Source organism: Streptomyces odontomachi (assembly GCF_024435355.1).
GTDB lineage: Bacteria > Actinomycetota > Actinomycetes > Streptomycetales > Streptomycetaceae > Streptomyces > Streptomyces odontomachi.
This window is the reverse complement of sequence record NZ_JAMJWG010000019.1, coordinates 36,292-61,985: the sequence shown is the minus strand read 5'-3', so window position 1 is coordinate 61,985 and position 25,694 is coordinate 36,292. Positions and strand designations below refer to the sequence as shown.

Sequence of the window (25,694 nt, the reverse complement as noted above, 5' to 3'; positions counted from 1 at the left end):
CCGCGTACTCACCGGGCACCCCCGAAGCGCCCCGCCCGTGCCGCAACCGCCGCGGTCACTGCTCCAGCCCCGGTGCGCGCGTCGGTCGCTCCCGGTCCGGCCTCCGCTTCGGCCGCCCCTGCGCCGGCCGGACGGACGGCGCCGGCCGGACCCCCGCTGCCGCGCCGTGCCATGCGCACGGCCAGCGCGTGCTTGCACGGACCGCGTCCGCCCCGGTACGCCGCCCACCACGGGCAGGTGCAGCTCAGCCGACCCGCAGCTTCCCGCACCCGGTGCACATGCCCGTCGTCGGCGGTCACCGTCGCCAGCGGACCGTCCAGCGACACGGCCCCCGCGGCGACGAGGGAGCGGGCCGCCCGCAGCCGCGGATTGTGCTGCTCGGCGCGCTCGGCGTCATAGGGCAGCTCGCGGTGGAAGTACGCCGCTTCCGCGGCGTCGTAACCCACCCGGCCCGAGGTGCCGAGCCGGGTCAGGGCCGCTCGGACCCGCTCGGCCGGCAGCCCGGAGGCAGCGGCGAGATCGGCGATGTCGATCCGGGGTTCCCAGGCCAGCAGCGCCGCGAGCAGGTCTGCATCCCCGGCAACCTCGTCCGTGGCGAGCGCTTCCAGCACACCGCCCTCGCCCGAGAAGCCCCGCGAGGCCTCCGGCGAGAGCGTGAGCGTCAGCCGCATACCGGGCAGAACGGCCTCCCATGCGGCGGCCGTGGGATCGGCGGGGGTACCTGGCGGGCCGTACACCCGAAGCGCGGTGGCATGCCGAAGCACCCGGTGCAGCGCGGTCAGCCGCCCGGGGCCCGGCAGGCAGACCGCCCCGGGCACGGGCCGACCGGTCAATCGCAGGCCGCGACCCGCCGGCAGCACCCACTGGACGCCCCGTGACGCGCCGCGCGTGCCGGCCCGCGGCAGGGACCGCAGGAAGCGCACGGCCTCCGTCGCGGAAAGCTCGGCGCGCAGCTCGAAACCGGCCGCGATCACCTGCGCCTCGGCGAACCCGCGCAGCCACCGGTCGGGCAGCGGCACCTTCTTCTCCACCGACGATCCCTCCGGGGACGTCATCGCCAGCTCGTCGGGACCGACCCGCAGATGCAGGGGATCGCCCGCGCCGATCCGTGCCAGGGCGTCGTGCAGGGGAGTGTTGACGTCGACATTGGTGGTGCCGTGGCCCACCTCGCCGCCGTCCAGCCCGGCGGCGAGGATGTCCAGGCGTGCGTGGACCCCGCAGCAGCCGGAGAAGGACTCGAAGCGCAGCCGGTCGCCGCTGCCCGTGACGACCGGGTCCAGCGCGGTGCGGTCCAGCCGCTGGTGGTAGCGGGCGGCGGCCACGTCCGCGACCGCGAGCAGCCCGGCCGCGGCCACGCTCGGCGAGGTGAGGAAGCCCGCGAAGAAGTGCGGACGGTCCACCGCGCCCATGGGCGTCGCACCACCGGACGTCTCGAGGCCGAGCAGCCGGTCGCCGGCCCGGCCCTCCAGCACCGAGGGCCGCGCGTAGGTCACCGTCTGTAGTGATCGCGTCATGGGAAGACCGTAAAGGCCCGCACTGACAATCCGTCCGACCTGCGGGAACGAGCCAGTGGCGGAACGGACCCCACGCGCGGCGGTGAGCGCCCGGTCACGCCGACGCCACGCCGACGTCGACGCCGCAGCGTCCCAGCGCATCCGTACCCTCACGGGCGGGGCGGCGCTTCCCACTGCTCCTGCTGCGCCGCCCCGCGCCGGCTACTGTCCGACCCCCGCCCCGGCTGGAGCACCTGTGTGAACAGCACCCCGCCGCCCGACTCGCGAAGCCGCACGGTCAGTTCGCCGGAGGAGCCGTCGATGTCCACCTCGCCGAAGTACTGCGGCGACTCGGCCGGGGAGACGTTGCCGCGGTCGGGGGCCTTGATGAACTCCTGCCGGGGGCCGAACGTGCCGTCCAGCTTGACCGCCTGGAAGCCGCCTGCGGCCAGCGGGCCCGAGACGAACTCCCAGAACGGGGCGAAGTCCTTGAACGCCGCCTGCTCGGGGTCGTAGCGCTGTGCCGACGTGTAGTGCACGTCGGCGGTCAGCCAGAGCGTGCCGGTGATGCGCGCGTGCTTGATGTGCCGCAGCAGTTCGGCGATCTGGAGCTCGCGGCCCAACGGCGCGCCCGGGTCACCCTGGGCGACGGCGTCGAAGTTCACCGCTCCGTCGGTGACCACGAGTCCCAGCGGCATGTCGGAGGCGATCACCTTCCACACCGCACGTGACCTGCTCAGCTCGCGCTTCAACCAGGCCAGCTGCTCGGCGCCCAGGATGCCGTTGGTGTCCTCGGGCTCCCGATCGGGCGAGTTGGCCTTCCGGTAGGTGCGCATGTCCAGGACGAAAACGTCCAGCAGGGGGCCGTGCCGCACGACCCGGTACACCCGGCCGTCCGGATCCCCGGGCGGCAGCGTGGAGATGGGGAAGTACTCGCTGAACGCCCGCAGCGACCGCTGGGACAGCACGCCGGTGTCCTTCTCCGTGTACCGGTCGTCGGCGAGGATCGTCCCCGGCGACCAGTTGTTGTGCACGTCGTGGTCGTCCCACTGGGTGATGGTGGGCACCTGGGCGGTGAACGCCAGCAGGTTGTGGTCGAGGCGGTTGTACCGGAACGCGCCGCGGAACTCCGCAAGGGTCTGGGCGACGTTCGACTTCTCCTCGGTGGTGATGTTCCGCCACACCCGGCCGTCCGGCAGGGTGACGGTCGGGAGGATCGGGCTGTCGGCGTAGACGTTGTCGCCGCTGCACAGGAAGAAGTCCGGGTCGAGCCGCCGCATGTCCTCGAAGATGCGGTAGCCGCCGAGGTCCGGATTGATGCCCCAGCCCTGGCCCGCGATATCGCCCGACCACAGGAAGCGCACGCCCGAGCGCCGGCGCGCCGGCGTGGTGCGGAACGTGCCCGTCACCGGCTCGCTCGTGCGCCGCGGATCGTCCGGGTCGGCCAGCACGACGCGGTAGTGGATCTGTTCCCCGGGCGCCAGACCGTGCAGCCGTGTCGTGCCGGTGAAGTCGGTGTCCTCGCCCAGCAGCGGCCCCTGCCACCGGGTGGGGTTGCGGAACGAGTCCGTCGCCGACGTCTCCACGATCATCCGCGCCACCCGGTCCGAGCGGACCCACACAAGACCGGCGTCCGCGGTCACGTCACCGGCCTGCACACCCCAGCCGATCGAGGGCCGACCCGAGCGGGCGAAGGCCGGCGCCGTGCCGCCCAGCGTGGGCAGCGCGAGGGCCGCCGAAGCGGCCAGCGAACCGCGCAGCACGCTGCGGCGACCGGGCCCGTGGGGCCCGCTGGGCCAGCCGTGCCGACCGGGCTGGTCGGATCGGTCCGGGGACTGCCTCGGCGAGGGGGATGACATGGATGCGCCTCCAGCGATGTGTGCGGGCCGCGTGCCGTGCCACACCGACGGAACGTCACCACACGGGCCCAAACTCCCGACGAACAACCGCTCCTGACTCCGGCGCCCGCTCGGGGCGCACGGCGCGCCCATTCTGCCCCCGCGCCACCTCCGTCGCTCCCGCCGCGACGCAAGTCTCCTGATCCGCTGAGGTCCCCCATAGGAGGGGCCCCTCCTGATTGGTCTTGACCAAGACCATGCGTGGCCTTATCGTCGAGGAGATAGTGCAGGAACCTTTAATAAACAACGAAGCTGAAACGTTGCCAGGCAATGGCGTTTGCGGAGGACAGGGTGGGGACCACACAGCTCGAATCGGTGCCGGAGCCCAAGTACTGGCACCTCAGGACCGTGCTCAGTGAGGCGCTCGACTCGGAGTTCGCGGTCGGGGAGATACTGCCTAATGAGCGCGATCTCGCCGCCCGCTTCGGCGTCGCACGCGCCACGCTCCGGCAGGCCCTGGAACAGCTCGAACTCGAAGGGCGCCTCCAGCGTCGCCGCGGCGTCGGCACGACCGTCGCCCCGCCGCGCGTGGGCGTCGCCGTGGGCGCGTCCGGCCAGGCCTGGCCCGGCACCGGTGACGACGGCTGGAAGGCCGTGGACAGCACGTTGGGGGTGCCGTCCGCCGCCGTCGTCCGCATCCTGGAGACCGGCGCCGAGGAACCGGTGCACACGGTGCGCCGCAGCCGTGTCTCGCACGGTCAGACCGTCGCCGCCGAGCTGTTGCACATCCCCGCCGCCTCGGTGCCCGACCTGTCCGCCATAGACGCCCCGACCGGCGCCACGCGCGCGCGTGCCGTGCTGCGGGAGCTCCAGCGACTGACCCTCGAGGGGCAGGACCGCGCGGTCGAACTCGGCTCGGCCAACACCGACGACGCGAAGGAACTGGACCGCCTCCCCGGCGCCCCCGTCCTCGTCGTCACGACGCGGTTCTTCGCCGCGGGCCGCGCCGCCGCTGTCTCGGTGGCCACGTACCGCGCCGACACCTGCCGCCTCACCTTCGGTGACTCCGGCAACGTCGAGATCCACGAGGGCCCGGAGAGCCGCGCGTCCTGACCCGCCGGTCGCGCCCCGCAGCGCCGGCACCCGGCCCGCGTCCCGCTCCTGACGCCGCGCCCCGGTCGCCGCTCGACGCCCATGTTGCGTCGGTCGGTGCCCCGGGGCGCGGCTGCGTGCGCTGAGGCCCTACTGCCGCGCCGTCACCGTGCTCTCCACCGCGAACAACTCCGCCTCGACATGGTCGAGCGCCAGCCGCAGCGCGCCCGTCGCTATCGCCGCCTCGCCCAGGATCGACAGGGCCACCCTGGGCGGCCGCAGGCAGTAGCGTGCGAGTTCGGCCCGGAGCGGCTCCAGCACACCGTCGAGGCCCGCTGCCCAGCCGCCCACCACGACCAGCTCCGGATCCAGGGCCAGCACCAGGGCCGCCACGTCGTGCACCAGGCGCTGGATGAAGCGGTCGACGGCGGCCCGCGCCCGGGTGTCGCCCTCCCGGGCGTGCCGGAAGACCTCCGCCACCGCCTGCTCGTCCAACGGGTTCAACGGTTCGTCCGTGGTGGACAGCAGGGTCTCCGGGGTGACCTCGCGGCCCAGCAGGTGCAGTGCGCCGATCTCGCCGGCCGCGCCACCGAACCCGCGGTGCAGCCGCCCACCGATCAGCGACCCCGCCCCGGGGCTCAGCCCCGCCAGGACGAACACCATGTCGTCGGACTCGGCTCCCGCGCCCTTCCAGTGCTCGGCCACCGCCGCCGTGTTGGCGTCGTTCTCGACGAGGACGGGGCACCGGAAGGAACGCCGCAGTCGCTCGCCCAGGGGCAGGCCGGTCCAGCCCGGCAGCGCCGTGCCCAGGTGCACCGTTCCGTCGGCCTCCACGATGCCGGGGCTGCCCACCCCCACGGCCCGCAGCGAGCCGCGTGGCACGCCGGCGCGCCGCAGCAGTTCGGCGACCGTCGACCGCAGTCGCTCCAGCCGCTCGTCGGCGGTGGCGGTCTCGCACACGTCCTTGGCGCCCGTCCCGACGATCCGGCCGTCCAGGTCGGACAGCACGGCGGCCACGCGGTGCGCCCCGATCTCGAGGCCCAGCAGATGCCCGGCCTCCGCACGGAACCGGAAGCGCCGTGCCGGGCGCCCCTGCCGCCTGGTCCCGCCCTCCTCGGCGGGCGCCTCCACGACGAGACCCGCCTCGATCAGGCCCTCCACGACGCCTTCCACCGTCGGCCTGGAAAGCCCCGTGACCCGGGTGATCTCGGTCAGCGTGGCGAAGTCCGTGCCGCGCAGCGCGTGCAGCACCACGGCCGAGTTGATCCGTCGCAGCAGAGAGGGATCCCCGCCGGTCAGCTGCCCCAACGCCATCCTCCCAGCCCATGCACGTGAATGGGCGGATGTTACTCGCCGGGAGGGCCGGGCGGCGAGCACGGGACGGACACGGGTGCACGGGAGGCCGGCGCGGGCGCCCTGGGAGGGGCCGGCCGGACGGTGCCGGGTCCACGGCGATACGTTGAGGTGCGGCCCTCGCGCGCCCCCGCACGGCGTGCCCGGCGGCCCGGTCCGTGCCCTGGGGGCACCCCCTGCTCGGAGAGCTTGGGGGAGGGCCGGCGGCGGCGCCTTCCTGACGCTGCGCCAACTGTCAGTGCGGGCAGGTTTACTGGAGATATGAGTACGGCCCTGCACCTCGCCAGGATCGAGCGACTGTGCGCCCGCAAGTTCCCGACGCAGCCCGGCAGATCGGACCTGTGCCTTGGCGGCCCCGGCTACCACGTGGCCGAGCTCGGCGTGGACGGCAGCCCGGCAGAGCCGGAGGCGGCGGACGACCCTGCGCTGCGCGAGAGCGTGGTCGAGCAGTGCGAGGCGGAGCGCGAGGGGCTGACCGAGCTGCTCACGGCCCGCTGGGGCGAGCCGGACACCATCGGGCTCGGGGGAGTCCTGCTCCGTACGCTGGAGTACGGCGAGGACATACCGGAGCCGTGGGCCTCCCTCAGTGCGCGCGTGCCCGATGTGCAGCTGTGGCACACAGCCGGGCGTTGGGTCGCCCTCGGCGTCGCCCGCCTCGACCCGGCACAGCCCCCCTGCCTGGTGGCCACCGTCACGGACATCGACCCGCCGTAGACGCGGCCGTACCCGACGAAGACGCAGTGCCCTCGCCCGGGGCGTGGCCACGGGCCCTCGCCGGGGGGCGCGGCCACGGGCCCTCGCCGGGGGGCGCGGCCACGGGCGCCGGAGCGCGATCGTACGCGGCAGCGCCGCCAGGCCTGGCCCGGCGTCTACGCGGTGCCGGAAGGCCTTGGCCACTCGCCACCCGGCACCCGCCACCCGGCACCCGCCACCCGCCACCCGTCGGGCGCACCGCCAGGAGCGCCGCTCACCACGGGGCAGGCAGGCACGGCAGGGCCGGCCCGGCACGAGGCGGCTGGACCGGCCTGGGCGACGCCGGCGTCAGCCGAAGAACCTGGCGAGCACCGGGGCCAGCGCGGCCGGGTCCACCCGGTGGTCCTGGCCGTCCAGCGTCTCGTAGCGGCCGTGCGGGAGGGCAGCGGCGACGGCGCGGCCGGTGTCACGGAACCACTCGGGACCCGCTCCGCCGCACACCACCAGTACCGGTACCGAGATCTGCGCCAGCCGGTCGGTGGGGACCTGCCCGCCGGCCATGACGGCGTCGTCGTAGGCGAGGGTCGGGGCGATCGACTCCAGGTCCTTCCAGAAGGGAGCCTGGCGCATGCCTGCGATCGCCTCGGGCGGCATGCCCACCCGGCGCAGGAACAGCTCCGCCGCCCCGCCGCGGTCATCGCCGGCCAGCCGCCGGCTCAGCTCCGCGCTGTACTCGTCGGCCGCCGTGCGCTCCGCCGGATCGGTCGAGTACGGCACTTCGTACACCGCGACACGACTGATCGGCAGGCCGCTCGCAGCGGCCTGGAGTACCAGCGCACCGCCGGAGGAGATGCCGTAGACCCCGGCCGTGCCGCCCGCCACCTCGATCACGGCCGCCAGATCCTCCATCTCGCGGTCGACGGCGTACGGAGCGGTGTCACCGCTGTCCCCGCGGCCACGGCGGTCATAGACGTACACGGTGTGGTCTGCGGCGAGCCCGGTCGCGAGCGGTACGTCCGTCCCGCGCGTGCAGTTGGCGCCGTTGACCAGGACGAGCGGCGGCCCGTCGCCGAAACGCTCGAAGGCGATGGCCGTGCCGTCCCTGGATACTGCCTTCTTCATGGGTGGAAGCTCCCTTGTCACCGGTCCGACGGGCCGCCCGGGCGTGCGCCGCCGGACCGGCGGCACGGCCCGGACCGTCCCGTTCCCCGGTAGACCGTCCGGCACCGCGGAACTCATCGGTGTGCGGCGGCGCAAGGTGCGCGGCACGCACGCGGCCGGTCGGGAAGACAGGGGCGGGACGCGGGGTTCGAGCCCCGGACTCATGCTCCCCCGGAGGACCTTCCTGCGACCTGTCCGACCTGTCCGACCGGTTCACCCTGTTCGGCCTGTTCACCCTGTCCGGCCTGTCCGGGCAGGGTGGGCGCGGCGGGTGAGCTGATCACCGGTTCCTGACCCTCCCAGGGTTGCGCCTGGCCCTCCACGACCGACCTCAGCCGGGCGAACTCCTCGGCCATGGTCGCTGCCGTCCAGTGGGCGTTGAGCCCGCTCGGGTTCGGCAGCACCCAGATGCGGGTGTCGCCGATCGTCGCCGACTGCGGGCCGATGGCGGCGCGCCGGTCGCCGAACGCGGTGCGGTAGGCGGTCACCCCGGCCACGGCGAGCCAGGCGGGGCGCAGCCGCGTCACCTTCTCGGCGAGGACGCGGCCGCCCTCGCGGTACTCCTCGTCGGTGAGCTCGTCGGCGCGTGCCGTGGCACGGGCCACCACGTTGGTGACGCCGAGGCCGTGGGCGAGCAGCTGGTCCTGCTCCGAGGGGTGGAACTGGCGGGGCGTGAACCCGGACAGGTGCAGTACCGGCCAGAAGCGGTTGCCGGGGCGCCCGAAGTGGTGCCCGGTCGCCGCCGTCATCAGGCCCGGGTTGATCCCGCAGAACAGCACCTTGAGTCCCGCCGCGACGACATCGGGCACCAGACGGTCCCGTGCGGCCTCCAGCTCGGCGCGCGTGAAGCGTGGCATGAGCGACCTGCCTTGCGGGGTCAGAGGATGGCGCCCGGGGTGTACCCGGCGGCCTGCGGATGCTGCTTGACCAGCTCCTCGACACGGGCCACGACCGTGCCCACCTGGTCGGCCGCGGCGCCCGTGAAGGACAGCCGGTCAGCCATCAGGGCGTCCAGGCGGGCCCGGTCCAGCGGAATGCGGTCGTCGGCGGCGAGCTTGTCCAGCAGGTCATTGCGCTCGGCGCCCTGCTCGCGCATGGCCAGGGCCGTGGCGACGGCGTGTTCCTTGATCGCCTCGTGTGCCGTCTCGCGGCCCACGCCGGTGCGCACCGCCGCCATGAGCACCTTGGTCGTCGCCAGGAACGGCAGGTAGCGGTCCAGCTCACGGGCGACGACGGCGGGGAAGGCGCCGAACTCGTCGAGCACCGTCAGGAACGTCTCCAGCAGCCCGTCCAGCGCGAAGAAGGCGTCCGGCAGCGCCACGCGGCGCACCACGGAACAGGACACATCGCCCTCGTTCCACTGGTCGCCGGCCAGCTCGCCCGTCATCGACGCATAGCCGCGCAACACGACCATCAGCCCGTTCACCCGCTCGCAGGAGCGGGTGTTCATCTTGTGCGGCATCGCCGACGAGCCCACCTGGCCGGGCTTGAAGCCCTCCGTGACCAGCTCCTGGCCCGCCATCAGCCGGATCGTCTTCGCCAGCGAGGAGGGTGCCGCGGCCAGCTGGACGAGGGCCGTCGTCACCTCGTAGTCCAGCGAGCGCGGATACACCTGCCCGACGGAGCTGAAGGCGTGCGCGAAGCCCAGGTGGGCGGCGATGCGCTGCTCCAGCTCGGCGAGCTTCGCGGCATCACCGCCGAGCAGGTCCAGCATGTCCTGCGCCGTGCCGACCGGGCCCTTGATCCCGCGCAGCGGGTAATGCCCCAGCAGCTCCTCGACGCGGGCGTGGGCCACCAGCAGCTCGTCGGCTGCGGTCGCGAAGCGCTTGCCGAGGGTGGTGGCCTGGGCGGCGACATTGTGCGAACGGCCCGCCATGACCAGCTCGCCGTACTCGCCCGCGAGCCGGCCGAGCCGCGCCAGCACCGCCACGGTGCGGTCCCGCACGAGCTCCAGGGAGCGGCGGATCTGTAGCTGCTCCACGTTCTCGGTCAGGTCCCGGGAGGTCATGCCCTTGTGCACGTGCTCGTGGCCCGCCAGGGCGTTGAACTCCTCGATGCGCGCCTTCACGTCGTGTCGTGTGACGCGCTCCCGCTCGGCGATCGAGGCGAGGTCCACCTGGTCCAGCACGCGCTCGTAGGCCTCGATGGCCGCGTCCGGAACGTCGATGCCGAGGTCGCGCTGGGCGTGCAGCACGGCCAGCCACAGCCGGCGCTCCAGGCGCACCTTCTCCTCGGGCGACCAGAGGGCGGCGAGGTCGGCCGAGGCATAGCGGCCGGCCAGCACGTTCGGGATGCGGGGCTTGGCGGGGGCGGAGGGCACGGGCGGCACGGAAGACGCAGCAGTCACGTGCAGGAATTCTACTTCCCGTCCTCGGGAACCGACGCCGTGCCCCTGCGCGCGCCGCCCGTGGGCCCGGCCGGTCCGCGGTCGAACCGGCCCGCCGGCACCGGCGCGTGGGGCCGTACGACGGTGCCTGCCAGGTGGCGCGATACGATCGCGCCGCCATGCACACGAATGCCGCACAGCCCGCACCTACCGGTCACACGAGTCTCGTCGCCGTCGGCGACAGCTTCACCGAAGGCATGTCGGACCTGCTGCCCGACGGTACCTACCGGGGCTGGGCCGATCTCCTCGCCGCACGCATGGCGGCCGGCACACCGGGCTTCCGCTACGCCAATCTCGCGGTGCGCGGCAAGCTGATCGGCCAGATCGTCAGCGAGCAGGTGCCGGTGGCCGCCGCGATGCAGGCCGACGTGATCACCCTGGTCGGCGGGCTCAACGATGCGTTGCGGCCACGCTGCGACCTGGGTCGGGTGTGCGCCCTGCTGGAGGAGGCGGTGGAGCGGCTCGCGCCGTCGTGCCGGCAACTGGTGCTGATGCGCAGCCCCGGCCGGCAGGGCCCCGTGCTGGAACGCGTCAGGCCCCGGATGGAGACCCTGTTCACCCGCATCGACGATCTCGCCACGCGGCACGGCGCAATGGTCGTCGACCTCTACGGCGCTCCGGTGCTGGCCGACCCGCGGCTGTGGGACGACGACCGGCTGCACCTCACGGCCGAGGGACACCGGCGGGTCGCCGAGGCGGTGTGGGAGGCGCTCGGGAACGAGCCGCAGCACGACTGGCGGGCACAGCTGCCGGTCGCGGTGCCGCCTCGGTGGATGGCGCGCCGCGCCGCTGACCTGCGCTTCGCCCAGCGGCACCTGCTCCCGTGGGTGGGACGGCGGCTCACCGGGCGCTCCTCGGGCGACGGCCGGCCACCCAAGCGACCACAGTTGCTGGCGTTCGAGGACGTGGACTAGGCCCTGTCGTCAAACTCCCGTCTGCCCGGCGACGCCATGCACGCCCTCTCGCCGCACCGGGCACAAGCCCACGTACATCCAGTACGCGGACTCGCGCCCGGCACTCCCCCAAGCTCTTCGAGCAGGGGGGACCCCCAGAACACGCACCTGACGCCGCCGGGCCGCCCTTCGGGCAACAACGGGAGTTTGACGACAGGACCTAGGGCGGCCCGTGGCCGCCGTCACCCCCGCTGCCCGAACAGCTCCCTGAGCACGTCCTCCATCGTGACCAGACCGGCCAGCCTGCCGTCCGCGCCGAGTACCGCCGCCAGGTGCGTGCGGGTGCGCCGCATCGCCGTCAGCACGTCGTCCAGAGGGGTGATCTCCCGCACCTGGGCGATGGCACGCATCTCCTCCGTGCGGAACGGTACGTTGCGCGGCAGTGCGTCCAGGGCGTCCTTCACATGCAGGTAGCCGACGATGTGGCGGCCGCGGTCGACCACCGGGAAGCGTGAGAAGCCCGACTCGGCGGACAGCCGCTCCAGCTCCTCGGGGGTGATGCCGACCCGCGCGTAGACCACCTGCCCCAGCGGCAGCGACACGTCCCGCACCGTGCGGTGGCCCAGCTCCAGGGCGTCGTGGAGCCGTTCCTGCGCACGGTCGTCGAGCAGGCCGGCGTTCCCGGAGTCCTTGACGAGCCGGGCCAGGCCGCCCTCGGAGAAGGCGGCGGCCACCTCGCCGCGCACCTCCACACGCAGCAGTCTCAACAGCAGGTTCGCGAACGCGTTCACGGTGAGGATCACCGGTCGCATTCCGCGGGTCAGGGCGACCAGGGGAGGTCCCAGCAGCAGGGCGCTGCGCACCGGCTCGGCGAGCGCCACGTTCTTCGGCACCATCTCGCCCAGCAGCATGTGCAGATAGGTCGCCGCGACCAGCGCGATCACGAACGAGACCGGATGGATCAGGCCGTGCGGCACGCCGGTGTCGTCGAAGACCGGGGCGACGAGGTGCGCGATGGCGGGCTCGGCGACGATGCCCAGCACCAGGGTGCACAGGGTGATGCCGAGCTGGGCCGCCGCCATCAGCCCCGAGAGGTTCTCCAGCCCCCACAGCACGCTGCGGGCCCGTCGGTCGCCCTGCTGGGCCCTGGGCTCGATCTGGCTGCGGCGGACCGAGACCAGCGAGAACTCGCCACCGACGAAGAAGGCGTTGGCAACCAGGGTCGCCAGTCCGACCAGCAACTGGAGAGCGATCACGGCGCGCCCCCCGCGCCCCCCGCACCGTCCGTGCCTCCCCGGCCGCCCGCACCGTCCGTGCCGCCGTCGCCCGTGCCGCGCCGATCGCCAGAACCGCCCCGGCCGCCCGCTCCGGCGTCGCCCACGCCGTGCCGCGGGCCGCGGTCGCTGTGGCTGCCACCCAGCGGGGCGTGCAGGTGGACGCGGGCCGCGCGGTGGCCCGTCGCCTCGGTCACGTCGAGGCGCCAGCCGGCGACGTCCACCCGGTCGCCCACCTCGGGGATGTGGCCCAGCTCGGTTGCGATCAGGCCGGCCAGGGTCTCGTAGGGTCCCTCGGGGGCGTGCAGGCCGAGCTGCCTCAGGCGGTCGGTGCGCATGGCGCCGTCCGCCGAGTACACCGCGCGCCCCGCGCCGCTCCGCCCGGTGCGTACCAGGTCGGGCGCCTCGTGCGGGTCGTGCTCGTCGCGCACCTGGCCGACGACCTCCTCCACGATGTCCTCCAGCGTGGCGACCCCGGCGGTGCCGCCGTACTCGTCGATGACGACGGCCATCGCGTGCGGGCCGGAGAGCCGGTCCAGCAGCCGGTCGACGGTCAGCGTCGCGGGGACCAGCAGCGGCTCGCGCATCAGCTCCGTGACGGACCGCGTCGGCCGCTGGTCGGCCGGCACGGCCAGCACCTGCCGGATGTGGATGTCGCCGACCACGGTGTCCAGGTTGTCGCGGAAGACCGGGAAGCGGGACAGGCCGGTGGCGCGCGTGGCGTTGGCGACGTCCTCGCAGCTGGCCTCCGCGGCCAGGGCGATCACCTGCACCCGCGGCGTCATGACGTTCTCCGCGCTCAGCTCGGCGAGGTTCAGGGTGCGCACGAACAGCTCGGCGGTGTCCGCCTCCAGCGCACCCTCCCGTACCGAGTGCTCCGCGAGGGCGACCAGCTCCTGAGGGGTGCGCGCCGAGGCCAGCTCCTCGGCGGGCTCCAGGCCGAGCCGGCGCACCACGCGGTTCGCGGTGTTGTTCAGATGGGCGATGAACGGGTGGAAGGCGGTGCTGAACCAGCGTTGCGGCGTCGCCACCCGCCGTGCGACGCCCAGGGGCGCGGAGATCGCCCAGTTCTTGGGCACCAGCTCGCCGACGACCATCAGGAACACCGTCGACAGCGCGGTGCCGAGCACCAGCGCCACCGAGGAGGCCGTCCCGTCCGAGGCGCCCAGGCCCCGCAGGGGGCCGGCGATGAGGGTGGCGATCGAGGCCTGTGCGAGCATCCCCACGACCAGGTTGGTGACCGTGATCCCCAGCTGCGCCCCGGACAGCTGGAACGTCAGGTTCCGGACCGCCTTCAGGGCGCCTCGCGCGCCGCGCACGCCCCGCTCGACGGCCTCTTCGACCTCGCTGCGCTCGACCGTGGTGAGGGAGAACTCCGCCGCGACGAACCCGCCGCAGGCCAGCGACAGCAGCACCGCCACGAGCAGCAGGAGCACTTCGGTCACCGGTTCACCTCCGCCCCATCGTCGGGCCGGGACGGGGGAATGCGTGCAGTCGGCAGCGTAGCGGAATGAATCAGAATAAATCGTACGAAACGGCCCGGAGAGGTGGATGGGTCGCCGATGGAGGTCCACCCGCCCCGCCTCGGAAACCCCGCCGCCCCCGCGTCAGCCGGGCCGGATCAGCCGGCCAGTGGCTTCACCCAGCGCCGCCATTCCTCCTGGGGCCGGTACCCGGTGGCCTGCCAGGCGGCGTGGGCGCGGACGTTGTCCTGGAGCACCATCGCGTCCATGCGCCGCCCCCCGAGCCGCGCGAACCGTTCCTCCGCGGCGGCCAGCAGCGCGGTGCCGATGCCCTGCCGGCGGTGCGCGGGGTGCACGGCGAGCCGGTAGAGGTGGCACCGCCAGCCGTCGAAACCGGCGATCACGGATCCCGCGATGAGGCCGTCCCGCTCCGCGAGAAGCAGTGCTTCGGGGTCCGTGCCGACGAGCCGGGCCACGCCGTCATGGTCGTCGCTGACGCTCGTTCCTTCGGCGGCCTCGCGCCAGAATTCCAACACCCTTTCGATGTCGGAGAGGCCGGCGCAACGGATGTGGATATCGCTCATGAGGGGATTCGAGCAGAAGGCCGGCCGGCTCGGCGAGCGAATTCCGCACCGGGTGTCCGGTGCCGCACGACGGCCCGGCACGCCGGTACTTGTATCCGCTTTGTATGACCGCCCCCTTGAATCGTCCGCGTCACCGACCACAAGGGGAAGATCATGCAGAGACGAACCCGCCGGCTCATGGCAGCCGTGGGCGCCATCGCGGCCATCGTCGGGGCGGCCCCCACCGCCGTGGCGGCCTCTTCGGACGCCTCGTCGGCCGAGGTGCTCGCGGCGACCAGGCCGGCGTTCAAGATGCCGTTCGTGTGCGGCCAGAGCTGGCGCGGCAGCAACTGGCAGGGGCACAGCCCGGCGCACTCGATCGACTGGAACCACTACAGCGCCAGCGGCACCCCGGACGACCGGGGCCGGCGGGTGCTCGCCAGCGCCGGCGGCACCGTGCTCTCGTCGTACTACAGCACGACCACCGGCTACGGGAACACCATCGTGATCGGCCACGGGAACGGCTGGCGGACGCGGTACGCGCACCTGAAGGAACGTGACGTCAAGAAGGGCGCCACGGTCAAGGCCGGGCAGCTGATCGGGAAGGTCGGCGCCACGTCCGCCATCTACGACCTCTCGCCGCACCTGCACTACGAGCAGATACACGACGGTGCCGTGGTCGTCTCCGTCGTGCAGGGGGTCACGTGGAGTGACTACCTGGCGCGCTACCAGACCAGCAAGAACGGGTGCTGACCCGCGCTTCGCATGACGGGTGCCGGCCGTCCCGTGGCCGGCACCCCGCTGGGGCGCCCCACCACGGTCAGCGCAGCGACCGCAGCTTCGCGTCCACGAGTTCGGCCTGGTCACCGGCGTCCAGCCGGCGCCACGTCGACAGCGAGCGGTCGAAGTAGCGTCGCGCGGTCTGATTGCGGCCGGTCGCGTGGTGCAGCTCGCCCAGCAGGCACGCCACCCGCGCCTGGGCCCGGCGGTCACCCAGCTGCTGCTGCACGGCGAGCGCGTCGGCCAGCAGCGCGGACGCCTGGCCCGCGTTGCCCTGGCGCAGGCACAGCTCCCCGATGCTCTGCTGCACGTACGCCGCACAGTGGGTGTCCGCCAGATCGTCGAAGATGCCCAGCGCCCGCTCCAGTTCGGCCTGTGCCGCGTGGGCTTCGCCGCGCAACTCGTGCAGGACGGCGATACGGCGGCGTACCTGGGCCTCCCGGTGCCGGTCGCCGACATCGCGGGACAGCCCCAGGGCGCTGTCGAGCCACGGCGCGGCCGCCTCGGGGTCGTGGCGCTCCAGCCACACCGAGGCGATGGCGTTGTGGGCGACCGTTTCGCCGTGCCGGTCACCGCTCTGGCCGAATCCGTCGAGCGCCGCCACGAACGCCTCCAGCGCGGCGTCCAGATCGCCCACCACGCGGTGCACGGAACCGGCGCCCAACGCGGCGACCGCCTCGCCGGACAGCTGCCCGAGGCCGGCGAACAGGGTGCGCGAGGTCCGGAACGCGGCGAGCGCCTCGGCATACCGGTCCTGGTAGAGGTGGAGCTGGCCCAGGTTCCGCAGCAGCGCGGCGGCCTGCGCGTCGGACGGCGCCGGCGTGGCATCGAGAACGAGCTGGTGGGTGCGCAGCCAGTCGCCGTAGTAGCCGCGCATGTCGAAGAAGCTGGCCAGCTCGATCGCCAGGTCGGCGGCCTGGGAGACATGGCCGACGCGTACCGCTCCCTCCACGGTGGCGACCAGGACACGGCGTTCCGTCTCGAACCACTCCACGGGCCGGGCACGCACCGCCGGTGCGACGGCGGCCGCCGGACCGGCCGGTCGGCCCGGCCTTCCGAGGACGCCGAGGAAACGTGTGGGCATGGCCGAGTTCGCGCAGCGGGCGAGCACCGTCAGGGCGTCGACGACATCCCTGCGGTGCCGCAGCCGGGTGCCGGTGGCATCCCGCTCGACCCGCTCATGGGCGTAGCAACGCAGCAGGTCGTGCATGCGGTAGCGGTGCAGCCCGAGGCCGTCGGTGCCGATCACCTCGACCAGATGCTCGTCGGCCAGCGTCTCCAGTTCCTCGTGAGCCCCGTCCGAACGGCCCATCGCCACCGCCACGAGCCAGCCGGCCACCGCCTCGCCCGGTAGCAGGCCGAAGGCCCGGAAGGCTCTCGCGGTCTGCTCGGGCAGGTGCCGGTAGCTCAGCTCCGTGCTCGCCCGCACCTCCATCTCGCCGGTGTGCAGCTGGTCGAGCCGCCCCCGCTCGTCGTGCAGGAAGTCGGCCAGCGTGCCCATCGTCCACCCGGCCCGCTTCGCCAGCCGGGCGCCGGCGATCCGCACCGCCAGCGGCAGCGAGCCACAGCTGGCCAGTACCCGGTCGGCGTCCGCCGCCTCGCTGCGCAGCCGGTCCGGGCCGACGATCGCCGCGAACAGGGCGCGCGCCTCGTCGTGCTTCATGACGTCGACGGGAAAGTGGCGCGCCGGCAGCTCCGGCATCCGGCGGCGCGAGCTGACGAGCACCGCCGAGCCTCCGGTGCCCGGCAGCAGGGGACGCACCTGGGCGCCGCCGGCGGCATCGTCGAGGACGATGAGGAAGCGCCGCTGTGCCAGCCGCGAACGGAACAGCGCGGCCCGTTCGCCCAGTTCACCGGGGATGGCACTGTCGATGACACCGAGACCGCGCAGCATCTCGGCCAGCACGTCGGCCGGATCGCGCGGCTTCTCGCTCATCCCGCCGAGCTCCACGAACAGCTGTCCGTCGGGAAAGGCGTCGCGTACCCGATGCGCCACATGGACCGCCAGGGTGGACTTCCCGGCACCCGGCGGACCCGAGAGGACCGCCGCGACGGGCTGCCGGCCGGCCGCCGAGAGCAACTGCTCGAGGGCGGTGATCTCGTCGCTGCGACCGGTGAAGTCCGGTACGTCGATGGGGAGCTGGCACACCGCGGCGAACGGGGTCGTGCGGCGCCGGCTGCCGGCGTACCCGTTGACCTCCTCGCCGGTGCTGCGCAGCGCGGCGCCCGGCTCGATGCCCAGTTCGGCGGCGAGCACCCGCTCGGCCTCGGCGTACGCGGCCCGAGCCTCGACCGTGCGGTCGGAGCGGTGCAGGGCGCGCACCAGCATCTGCCACAGGTCCTCCCGCAGCGGGTCCTCGGCGAGCCGGGACCGCAGCTGGGCGACGACCGGCGCGTAGTCGCCCATGCGCAGCCGCACGTCGAGGCATTCGTCGACCGCGACCGAGCGTGCCTCCTCCGCCTTGGTGATCGCCGGATCCCAGACCACGCTGGCGGGCACGTCCTGGAGCACGCTGCCGCGCCACAGGCCGAGGGCCGCTTCGTAGCCGCGCACCGCAGCGGCGTCGTTGCCGCGGTCGCGCTCCGCGCGTGCCTGCTCCAGCCGCCGTTCGAACAGCAGCAGGTCGATGTCGTCGGGTGCGACGTCGAGCGTGTAACCCGACGGTTGGGTGCTCAGACCGTCCGTGGCGACCCCCGCCTCCGCCAGCGCGCGGCGGAGCGTGCGCACGTAGGTACGGACGTTGGCGACCGCGGAACGGGGTGCGCCACCCGGCCAGAGGACCTCGGTCAGCAGGTCGAGCGAGACGAAGCCGCCGGGCTGTAACAACAGCGTGGCGAGGATCGCTCTCGGCTTCGGACCCCCGATACGGACCGGGACCCCGTCCACCCGCACCTGGAGCGGCCCCAGCACTCCGAAGGTCGGTTCCCCCATCCGTCGCCTCCGCGGTGGTCCATGAAATCCGGGCACAGGCTACTGGTGCACGATGCTCTCGAACAGGGATTCCTGTGAACCTGGACCCGCGCCCCCGACCAGCCGGGTGGCCGGATCGCCGCAGACGATCCCGACAAGGGCGCACTCCTCCCCTCGTAGCCAGAAATGCCCTGCTCACGGCCGCCCCGTAGCACGCCTTAGTCCACACACACCGCGCTATCGCCCACAGGTTCCGACTTAGTGTCACTAGCGGTCGCCGGGCCGCACCCTTCACCCCCCACCTCGTGCAACGGGCCCCGGACCCATGCGCAGGACGAGCGCATGTTTCGCCAGGGCTGAGCCACGCGCCGGTGGTTCTCCGCATCCCGTACGCCCGCACCACGGCCGGATGCCGATTCCGGTGGTCGGTCAGCCCGCGAACCGTTCCGCTACCCCTCTGGGAGGTCACCACATGAGGCACTCCAAGCTGAACGCCGGACGAACGCGTCGTATCGGGCTGGTGGTCGGTGCGGCGGGCGCGCTGGTCGCCGGGAGCATGATGGTCCTTGCTCCGGCCGCGAGCGCGGGCAGCGCCATGCCGGCGGACGCCGGCTCGGCGCACCGGTCGGGCGTGGCCGGGTCAGCGCAGCCGCTGGCCGACGGACCCGTCGGCTTCGCCGCCCAGAACGGCGGCACCACCGGCGGCTTCGGAGCCGGCACCGTCAACGAGTACGTGCTCAGCGACTACACGGCGAGCAGCGGCGCCGGCAGCCCCGGCGACGCGATGTACCAGCTGCTCAAGGACCAGCAGGACCACCCGGACGAGGGCCTGGTCATCTACGTCGACGAGACCATCAGCGCGAGCGACTTCAGCGAGAGCAAGATGGACGTCAAGGACGTGGCGAACGTCTCCATCCTCGGCGTCGGCGACCAGGGCGAGTTCAGCGGCGTCGGGATCAACATCGCCCGCGCCCACAACATCGTCATCCGCAACCTGACGATCCACAACGTCGCCCAGGGCGACAAGGACGGGATCGGCATCCAGAGCGAGAGCTCCAACATCTGGATCGACCACAACGAGCTCTACAACGAGTACCAGGGTGTCGACAAGGACTACTACGACGGCCTGATCGACCTCAAGGACCAGTCGAAGTACATCACCGTCTCCTGGAACTACCTGCACGACTCGTGGAAGGCGATGCTCACCGCCAGCAGCGACAGCGCGGACAAGGCGGGGGACTACATCACGTACATGGACAACCACTTCAAGAACGTGAACTCCCGTCTCCCGCTCATCCGGTACTCCCACGTACACGTGCTGAACAACTTCTACGAGGACATCCTGGGCTCTGCGGTCAACTGCCGGATGGGCGCGCAGGTGCTGGTGGAAGGCAACTACTTCCTGCGCACCGGGTCCGGGAACCCCGACGACGAGACCGGTCAGATCGAAGGCCCGGTCGGCTGGTGGTACGGCAGTGACGAGACGGGCTACTGGCACCTGGTGAACAACACGTTCGACGACTCACCCGGCGCGGACCTGACCTCGACCACCGACTACACGGTGCCGTACTCCTACACCGCGCTCAGCCCGGAGCAGGCCAAGTCGCAGACCACGACGTCCGCCGGCGCCGGTGTCATCGACGTGACGCCGTAACCGACGCTCGCTCCGGTACGAACAGGGGGTGGTGGGTCCCGGCCCACCGCCCCCTGCCGGGGATTACTCAGGTCTCCCGCGCGATGTCCGCGCCGGTCACCTCGGCTGGCCTGCTTTTCCGGCTGGGGGCCCGGGGGGGCATCCCCCGGGAAAATGCAGTACCCGGTCACTCCCCGCGCAGTTCCTCGATCACCGACGCCATGGCGGCCATCGCCGGCTCCAGGACGGTGAGGTAGCTGAACCCGTAGCGCTCGCGCTGCGCCCGCAGCTGGTCGGCGATCTGGTGCACCGTGCCCACCAGCAGGATCGGAAGCTCGAGCAGCTCGTCCTCGGTGAGGTGCGGGAAACGGTGCTGCATGCCGCGCAGCGCGCTGCGGCGGTCGTCGGTGATCGCGACGGTCTGGACGAGCAGGTTCAGCTCCTGCTTTCTGCCGTGCGGGGCCGCGAGGCCCCGGTAGGCGGCGACCCGGGAGTCCAGCTCCTCGGCGCTGAGCCCGATCAGCTGCCCCGTGCTGCTGCCCGGTGCCGCGCGGGCACCCGTGAAGGCGACGATGTCCGCGTGCCGGGCGGCCAGGTCCAGCATGCGGTTGCCGTTGCCGCCGATCAGCAGCGGTACGCGGGGGTGCTGGACCGGTGCCGGGCGGTGTTCCGAGGAGCCCAGCAGCCGGGTGAGCTCGGTGACGGTGTGCGTCAGATGGTCCACGCGGGCGCCCGCCGACCCGTACGGCAGACCCGCAGCCTCGTGCTCGGCGGCCACGTAGCCGGTGCCCAGACCCAGCTCGAGCCGGCCTCCGGTGAGCACGTCGGTGGTGGCGACGTCGCGGGCCAGCAGGGTCGGGTTCCAGAAGCCGGCGTTCAGCACCAGGGTGCCGACCCGGGCGCGCTCGGTGGCCTCGGCGGCGGCGACCAGTGCGGGGAACGGCGCCGGCAGACCCAGGTGGTCCGGCACCTGGATCACGTCGTATCCCATGCGCTCGGCGCTGCGGCAGGTCGACCGCCAGGCGTCGGCATGCGCGACGGTCGTGAGGTTGACGCCGAAACGGAAGGCCTGTCCCGCCATGAAGCACCCCTTGCGGTTCCCGTTGCTGCGGATCATTGAGACGGCCCGATGCATGGGACCGCCCGGTCACGTGGTGCGCCCGAGTACACCATTCGGCCGTGTCCGTGCGCCGCAGAATTAGCGCTGGGCAGATGCCCGGCCCGGATCCCCGGCTGGGGGATTGGGGCGTGCGCTGGGGTGGTGCGCCGAGGTCGTGCGCTCCGGGTGGGCGTGCGCCGACTTGCCGCGCTAGCGTCAGGGCGCTAGCGTCAGGGGTATGGCCAAGACCCAGCTGAACGTTCGGGTGGACGAGGACACCGCCCGGGCCGCGCGCGAGCGCGCCCTGGCGCGTGGCATGAGCGTCAACCGCTACATCGAGGAACTGGTCAGACAGGATGCCGGAGAGGTCGGCCACACCTTCGTGGAGGCCGCCGCCGACTTCATGAAGCAGTACGGTGCCGTGTTCGCCGAGGAGTTCGGCTCGGAGCGTGAAGGCCAGCGTTGACCCTGAAGATCGATCTCGCCTGGCTTCTCATGATCGCCGAACAGAAGATGCCCGGAGACCCACAGGTCACCGACTGGGGCGCGCTCATCGCCGCCGTCAGCCGGCACGAGGCGGAGATATTCGGCGTCCCCGTCTACGACACCCCGCACGCCAGGGCCGCGGCACTGCTCCAGCTCCTGTTGCACGTGCCCGCCCTGGAGCGTTCCAACGCGATGTTCGCCACGGCCGTCGCCTACGCCTACCTCGTCGCGAGCGGTCTGAAGGTCGTCACCTCGCCCGAGCGGGTGCGCGACCTGGCCCGCTTGGTGAAGGACGGCACGGCGAGCGTCCAGCGGATCGCCGACGAGCTGCGCCAGTGGAGCCGGTGAGGCAGAGCGCCGGTCAGTCGGCAGCCGGGCGCCGGGCGGTGCCCAGCACGCAGTACGAGACCGGAGTGGGCAGCCCCTGCTCGGGCAGCCGGAACCGGCGGTACGGGCCCGGCTCGAATCCCGCCTCCCGCAACGCCGCCACCGGGTCCCGGGCCACATGGCAGCCGCCGAACAGGTGCGGCCACACCGTGGCGTCCAGCGCGCGCTGCACCTTCGCCATCGCGCCGCTGTCCCAGGCCCGACCGTGCTCGAAGAACCTCAGCTCGCCACCGGGCCTGAGCACCCGCCCGAGCTCGGCCAGCGCGCGCGGCACATCGCGCACGCTGCACAGCACCAGCGAGAGCACGGCCGCGTCGAAGCCCTCGCTCTTCACCGGCAGTGCCTCGGCCGCACCCGGCACCACGTCCACCGGCACCTCGCAGCGCAGCGCCGCACGCACCGCATGCTGCCGCAGGCCGCGCTCCGGCTCGATGGCGACGACCTCGGAGACGGCCGCCGGATAGTGCGGGAAGTTCAGGCCGTTGCCCGCGCCGACCTCGATCACCCGGCCGCTGAGACCCGCCAGCAGCTCCGCACGGTACGCGCCCATCCACTTCTCACCGGACTGGCTCATCCGGGCGTAGAAGCGCGCGAAGAGGGGGTGGTGAACGGCGTCCTTGCCGGCGGCGGAGTTCCTGAGCAGCATGCGGACTCCCTGGGGCACGGGGCCGGCCGCGGTGCCCGACCGACCGCGGCACCGGTCACGTCGATTGTCCTCCGACCACGCCCGCTTGACCACGCTCAAGCGCCGGCGAAACGCCGGGCGTGTCCGTCGGGTGGGCCGGCACCGCGACAGCCTTCGCCCCGTGCGTCGCCGTGAACGCCGCAGCGTCCCAGCTGCCGCCGAGCCGCGGCGCCAGCCACCGGCGCGCCTGCGCGCGGAAGCCGGCCGGCCGGCGCCGGGCGGCGCCGGCCGGGAGGGCGCCCAGCAGTGGGGCGCCGGTGGCCGGTGGCAGATCGGCGAGGTTGCAGCGGGCCGCCAGGTCCGGTTCGGCCGGCCAGCTGCCGATCACCACGCCCGCCATCCGCAGACCGCGGGCGCGCAGCGCCTCGGCCGTGAGCGCCGTCGCGTTGAGCGTGCCGAGCCCGGCGGACGCCACCACCAGCACCTCGGCCGCCAGCTCCCGCGCCACGTCCGCCAGCGTGGCGCCCGCCGCGTCGAACCGCACGAGCAGCCCGCCGGCACCCTCGACGAGGACGAGGTCATGCCCCTCGGCCAGCTTGCCGGCGGCGCGCACCACGTCCGCGGTGGCCACCGGCGGGAGACCCGCGCGGCAGGCCGCCGTGCCCGGCGCCAGCGGCTCGGGGAAGCGGGCCAGCTCCGCGGTCGTCACCGGGCCCGCGAGCCGCGCCACCTCGTCGACGTCGCCCGGCTGCCCGGGTGCCATCCCCGTCTGGGCCGGCTTGAGCACCGCGACGGACCGCCCCGCAGCGCAGGCCACCGCGGCGAGCGCCGCCGTCGTCACGGTCTTGCCGATCTCCGTGCCCGTCCCCGTGACCACCAGGACCGTCATGCGAGGCCGCCCTCCTCCGCCGTAGTCGCTGTAGTCGCCGTGGCCGCGGCACCGGAGCCCGCCGCCGCGCCCATCGCGCGGCAGATCCGGGCCAGGTCCTCGTCGTCCGTCACATACGGCGGCATGGTGTAGACGAGGTCGCCGAACGGCCTGAGCCACACCCCCTCGCGCACCGCCGCCCGGGTCGCCGCGGCCATGCCTGCCTCGTCGAGGGCGCGATCGAGCTGCACCACGCCGATGGCGCCGAGCACCCGCACGTCCCGCACCCCCGGCAGCCCCGCCACCGGCGCAAGGCCGGCCCGCAGCCCAGCCTCGACGCGGTGCACGTCCGCCTGCCAGTCGCCGGCGAGCAACAGCCCGACGGAGGCGTTCGCGACCGCGGCGGCCAGCGGGTTGCCCATGTAGGTCGGCCCGTGCGCGAGCACCGGGACCCGGCCGCGTGCGATGCCGTCGGCGACCCGCGCCGTGCACAGCGTCGCCGCCAGCGTCAGGTAACCGCCCGTCAGGGCCTTCCCGACGCACATCACATCAGGCGTCACCCCGGCCTGCCCGGCGGCGAAGAGGGTGCCGGTGCGCCCGAAGCCGGTGGCGATCTCGTCGAACACCAGCAGCACGTCGTGCGCATCGCAGGCCTCGCGCAGTACCCGCAGATACTCGGGGGAGTGGAACCGCATGCCGCCCGCGCCCTGCACCACCGGCTCCACGATCACCGCCGCCAACTCGGCGGCATGCCGGGCGACGAGATCGCGCAGCCGGTCGGCGTACGACGCGTCGTACCCGGCGGGCGGCGGCGCCGCGAACACCTGGCGCGGCAGGACGCCGGACCACAGGTGGTGCATGCCGCCGTCCGGGTCGCAGACGGACATCGCGTGCCAGGTGTCGCCGTGGTAGCCGCCCCGCCAGGTGAGCAGCCGCTGCTTGTCCGGCCGGCCGAGGGAGCGCCAGTACTGCAAGCACATCTTGAGCGCGACCTCGACGGAGACCGAGCCGGAGTCGGCGAGGAAGACATGCTCGAGTCCATCTGGCGATATGTCGACAAGTTTCCGTGCCAGGGTGATGGCGGGCTCGTGGGTGAGCCCGCCGAACATGACATGGCTCATCCGCCCGAGCTGGCCGCTCACCGCATCGTTGAGCACCGGATGGTTGTAGCCGTGGATCGCCGACCACCACGACGCCATGCCGTCCACCAGCTCGGTGCCGTCCGCGAGCCGCAACCGCACGCCCGAGGCGGACTCCACGAGCAGGGGAGCCGTACGGCCCGGCATCGGCCCGTACGGGTGCCAGACGTGCCTGCGGTCCAGCTCCAGCAGGTGACCGGGGCCCGTCGCGTCAGGCATTGGGCGCGAGGTCGGTGCCGGCGCCGCGGCGTCGCACGGCCACCAGGTCGGTGTGCGGGGCGGGCGCAGGCGCGTGGTGGCGAGCGCGGTCGCCGACCGGCGCCCTGCCATCGGCCGCGCAGCCACCTGACCCGTTCGCCTGCTGGTCCGCGCAGCCACCTGACCCGTTCGCAGGGCGGTCCGCACAGCCGTCCTGGAGCGTGCCGCGGTGCGCCGGCAGCGTCACCGTGTCCGTGTCCTCCACCTCGAACCCGGCGTCCGCGATCATCTCCAGGTCCGTCTTGCCCGCCTGGCCCTCGCTGGTCAGGTAGTCGCCCAGGAAGATCGAGTTGGCCAGGTGCAGGGCGAGCGGCTGGAGCGTGCGCAGGTGCAGCTCGCGCCCGCCCGCGATGCGCACCTCGATGTCCGGGCAGACGAACCGGACCATCGCGAGGATGCGCAGGCAGTGCTGCGGCGTCAGCTGCCACTGCTGCGCCAGCGGGGTGCCTTCGAACGGGATCAGGAAGTTCACCGGCACCGAGTCCGGATCGAGCGCACGCAGCGCGAAGACCACGTCGACCAGGTCCTCGGCGCTCTCGCCCATCCCCGCGATCAGACCGGAGCACGCCGAGAGTCCCGCCGTCTGCGCGGCGCGCACCGTCTCCACCCGGTCGCCGTAGGTGTGCGTGGTGGTGATGTCGGCGTAGCCGGCCTCGGAGGTGTTGAGGTTGTGGTTGTAGGCGTCGGCGCCGGCGCTGCGCAGCCGTTCGGCCTGCCCCTGCGTCAGCAGGCCCAGGCAGGCGCAGACCTCCACGCCCTCGTTCTGTTCCTTGATGGCCTCGATGGTGCCCGAGACCCGGTCGATGTCCCGGTCGGTCGGGCCCCGCCCGCTCGCCACCAGGCAGACCCGCTTCGCGCCGCCCGCGACCCCGGCCGCCGCCACCCGCGACGCCTCGTCCGGCTTCAGCCAGGTGTACTTGAGGATCCCGGTGTCGGAGCCCAGCCGCTGCGAGCAGTACGAGCAGTCCTCGGGGCACAGGCCCGACTTGAGGTTGACCAGGTAGTTGAGCTTCACCCGCCGCCCGAACCAGTGCCGGCGCACCCGGCCGGCCGCCGCCACCACATCGAGCAGCTCGTCGTCGGAGCCGGCCAGCACGGCCAGCGCCTCCTCACGGGTCGGCAGCTCGCACCGGATGCCCTTGTCCACGAGCGTGTTCAGCAGATCCATGGCCGTGATCCTCTCCTACGTCGACACCCCTCGCCAAGGAGGATCCGCACAACACCACCCGCTCGGGCATTGGAAATTCCCCCAGCCTGAACGGCTTGTCCCGCCGTTAGGGTCTGTGCACTGCCTACAAA

General features: G+C 73.0%; 21 protein-coding genes and 1 pseudogene. 7 read left to right on the top strand and 15 right to left on the bottom strand.

Translation table 11 applies throughout. The features are described 5' to 3' along the window. Positions 1-8: 8 nt before the first annotated feature. Both NQO67_RS31910 and NQO67_RS31905 read right to left on the bottom strand, forming a co-directional pair. The gene (locus NQO67_RS31910; RefSeq protein WP_255953831.1) at positions 9-1,514 is read right to left on the bottom strand and encodes an SWIM zinc finger family protein; all 1,506 of its coding nucleotides are present in this window, start codon (positions 1,512-1,514) and stop codon (positions 9-11) included. A gap of 149 nt (positions 1,515-1,663) precedes the next feature. After that, positions 1,664-3,352 (bottom strand): alkaline phosphatase D family protein, encoded by a 1,689-nt coding sequence (locus NQO67_RS31905; protein WP_255953830.1) that lies wholly within the window; start codon positions 3,350-3,352, stop codon positions 1,664-1,666. A gap of 330 nt (positions 3,353-3,682) precedes the next feature. Here NQO67_RS31905 and NQO67_RS31900 point away from each other — a divergent pair, with 330 nt between their 5' ends. Beyond that, positions 3,683-4,444: a GntR family transcriptional regulator gene (locus tag NQO67_RS31900; protein WP_255953829.1), complete on the top strand. Its 762-nt coding sequence runs from the start codon at positions 3,683-3,685 to the stop codon at positions 4,442-4,444. Positions 4,445-4,573: 129 nt separating this feature from the next. On the opposite strand, the gene NQO67_RS31895 is transcribed toward NQO67_RS31900, so the two are convergent. After that, positions 4,574-5,731 carry an ROK family transcriptional regulator gene (locus NQO67_RS31895; protein ID WP_255953933.1) on the bottom strand — a complete coding sequence of 386 codons (1,158 nt, stop codon included), beginning with the start codon at positions 5,729-5,731 and terminating at the stop codon, positions 4,574-4,576. 306 nt (positions 5,732-6,037) lie between these two features. Here NQO67_RS31895 and NQO67_RS31890 point away from each other — a divergent pair, with 306 nt between their 5' ends. After that, entirely contained in the window at positions 6,038-6,490 is a 453-nt protein-coding gene (locus NQO67_RS31890; RefSeq protein WP_255953828.1) for a hypothetical protein, read from the top strand. A gap of 327 nt (positions 6,491-6,817) precedes the next feature. On the opposite strand, the gene NQO67_RS31885 is transcribed toward NQO67_RS31890, so the two are convergent. From NQO67_RS31885 to purB, 3 genes and pseudogenes are all read right to left on the bottom strand, one after another. Beyond that, positions 6,818-7,591 (bottom strand): alpha/beta fold hydrolase, encoded by a 774-nt coding sequence (locus tag NQO67_RS31885; protein ID WP_255953827.1) that lies wholly within the window; start codon positions 7,589-7,591, stop codon positions 6,818-6,820. A 365-nt stretch (positions 7,592-7,956) separates the two neighbouring features. Then, positions 7,957-8,487, bottom strand: a pseudogene (gene mug, locus NQO67_RS31880) (G/U mismatch-specific DNA glycosylase); the annotation flags it as partial. Between the two features lie 20 nt (positions 8,488-8,507). Continuing rightward, positions 8,508-9,950 (bottom strand): adenylosuccinate lyase, encoded by a 1,443-nt coding sequence (gene purB, locus NQO67_RS31875; protein WP_255953932.1) that lies wholly within the window; start codon positions 9,948-9,950, stop codon positions 8,508-8,510. A 185-nt stretch (positions 9,951-10,135) separates the two neighbouring features. Between purB and NQO67_RS31870 the strand changes: the two genes are divergently transcribed. After that, positions 10,136-10,930, top strand: a complete 795-nt coding sequence (locus NQO67_RS31870; RefSeq protein WP_255953826.1) for an SGNH/GDSL hydrolase family protein — start codon at positions 10,136-10,138, stop codon at positions 10,928-10,930. A 221-nt stretch (positions 10,931-11,151) separates the two neighbouring features. Here the strand turns inward: NQO67_RS31870 and NQO67_RS31865 are convergent, their stop codons facing one another. The 3 genes from NQO67_RS31865 to NQO67_RS31855 form a co-directional block, all read right to left on the bottom strand. Next, positions 11,152-12,165 carry a hemolysin family protein gene (locus tag NQO67_RS31865; RefSeq protein WP_255953825.1) on the bottom strand — a complete coding sequence of 338 codons (1,014 nt, stop codon included), beginning with the start codon at positions 12,163-12,165 and terminating at the stop codon, positions 11,152-11,154. Beyond that, positions 12,162-13,628 (bottom strand): hemolysin family protein, encoded by a 1,467-nt coding sequence (locus NQO67_RS31860; RefSeq protein ID WP_255953824.1) that lies wholly within the window; start codon positions 13,626-13,628, stop codon positions 12,162-12,164. The genes NQO67_RS31865 and NQO67_RS31860 overlap by 4 nt, the downstream gene beginning before the upstream one ends. Positions 13,629-13,804: 176 nt before the next feature. After that, positions 13,805-14,230 (bottom strand): GNAT family N-acetyltransferase, encoded by a 426-nt coding sequence (locus NQO67_RS31855; RefSeq protein WP_255953823.1) that lies wholly within the window; start codon positions 14,228-14,230, stop codon positions 13,805-13,807. Positions 14,231-14,383: 153 nt separating this feature from the next. Between NQO67_RS31855 and NQO67_RS31850 the strand changes: the two genes are divergently transcribed. Beyond that, a complete protein-coding gene (locus tag NQO67_RS31850) occupies positions 14,384-14,962 on the top strand; it encodes a M23 family metallopeptidase (RefSeq protein ID WP_255953822.1) in 579 nt (192 codons plus the stop codon). 67 nt (positions 14,963-15,029) lie between these two features. Here the strand turns inward: NQO67_RS31850 and NQO67_RS31845 are convergent, their stop codons facing one another. After that, on the bottom strand, positions 15,030-17,921 hold the full coding sequence (locus tag NQO67_RS31845) for an AfsR/SARP family transcriptional regulator (RefSeq protein WP_255953821.1): 2,892 nt from the start codon (positions 17,919-17,921) through the stop codon (positions 15,030-15,032). A gap of 451 nt (positions 17,922-18,372) precedes the next feature. On the opposite strand from NQO67_RS31845, the gene NQO67_RS31840 reads away from it, so the two are divergent. Then, on the top strand, positions 18,373-19,554 hold the full coding sequence (locus tag NQO67_RS31840; protein ID WP_255953820.1) for a pectate lyase family protein: 1,182 nt from the start codon (positions 18,373-18,375) through the stop codon (positions 19,552-19,554). A gap of 166 nt (positions 19,555-19,720) precedes the next feature. On the opposite strand, the gene NQO67_RS31835 is transcribed toward NQO67_RS31840, so the two are convergent. Beyond that, positions 19,721-20,614 carry a TIGR03621 family F420-dependent LLM class oxidoreductase gene (locus NQO67_RS31835; RefSeq protein ID WP_255953819.1) on the bottom strand — a complete coding sequence of 298 codons (894 nt, stop codon included), beginning with the start codon at positions 20,612-20,614 and terminating at the stop codon, positions 19,721-19,723. A 256-nt stretch (positions 20,615-20,870) separates the two neighbouring features. Here NQO67_RS31835 and NQO67_RS31830 point away from each other — a divergent pair, with 256 nt between their 5' ends. Both NQO67_RS31830 and NQO67_RS31825 read left to right on the top strand, forming a co-directional pair. Then, positions 20,871-21,098 carry an antitoxin gene (locus NQO67_RS31830; RefSeq protein WP_255953818.1) on the top strand — a complete coding sequence of 76 codons (228 nt, stop codon included), beginning with the start codon at positions 20,871-20,873 and terminating at the stop codon, positions 21,096-21,098. A gap of 29 nt (positions 21,099-21,127) precedes the next feature. Continuing rightward, positions 21,128-21,466, top strand: a complete 339-nt coding sequence (locus tag NQO67_RS31825; protein ID WP_255953931.1) for a fic family toxin-antitoxin system, toxin component — start codon at positions 21,128-21,130, stop codon at positions 21,464-21,466. A 13-nt stretch (positions 21,467-21,479) separates the two neighbouring features. Here NQO67_RS31825 and NQO67_RS31820 read toward each other — a convergent pair whose 3' ends face one another. From NQO67_RS31820 to bioB, 4 genes are read right to left on the bottom strand one after another with little or no spacing between them, the layout of a single operon-like run. Continuing rightward, on the bottom strand, positions 21,480-22,151 hold the full coding sequence (locus NQO67_RS31820; RefSeq protein ID WP_255953817.1) for a class I SAM-dependent methyltransferase: 672 nt from the start codon (positions 22,149-22,151) through the stop codon (positions 21,480-21,482). Positions 22,152-22,206: 55 nt separating this feature from the next. Then, the gene (gene bioD, locus NQO67_RS31815; protein WP_255953816.1) at positions 22,207-23,019 is read right to left on the bottom strand and encodes a dethiobiotin synthase; all 813 of its coding nucleotides are present in this window, start codon (positions 23,017-23,019) and stop codon (positions 22,207-22,209) included. Beyond that, a complete protein-coding gene (locus tag NQO67_RS31810) occupies positions 23,016-24,356 on the bottom strand; it encodes an adenosylmethionine--8-amino-7-oxononanoate transaminase (protein WP_255953815.1) in 1,341 nt (446 codons plus the stop codon). The genes bioD and NQO67_RS31810 overlap by 4 nt, the downstream gene beginning before the upstream one ends. Further along, positions 24,349-25,563: a biotin synthase BioB gene (gene bioB, locus NQO67_RS31805; RefSeq protein WP_255953814.1), complete on the bottom strand. Its 1,215-nt coding sequence runs from the start codon at positions 25,561-25,563 to the stop codon at positions 24,349-24,351. Before bioB ends, NQO67_RS31810 begins: the two co-directional genes overlap by 8 nt. Positions 25,564-25,694: the final 131 nt, after the last annotated feature.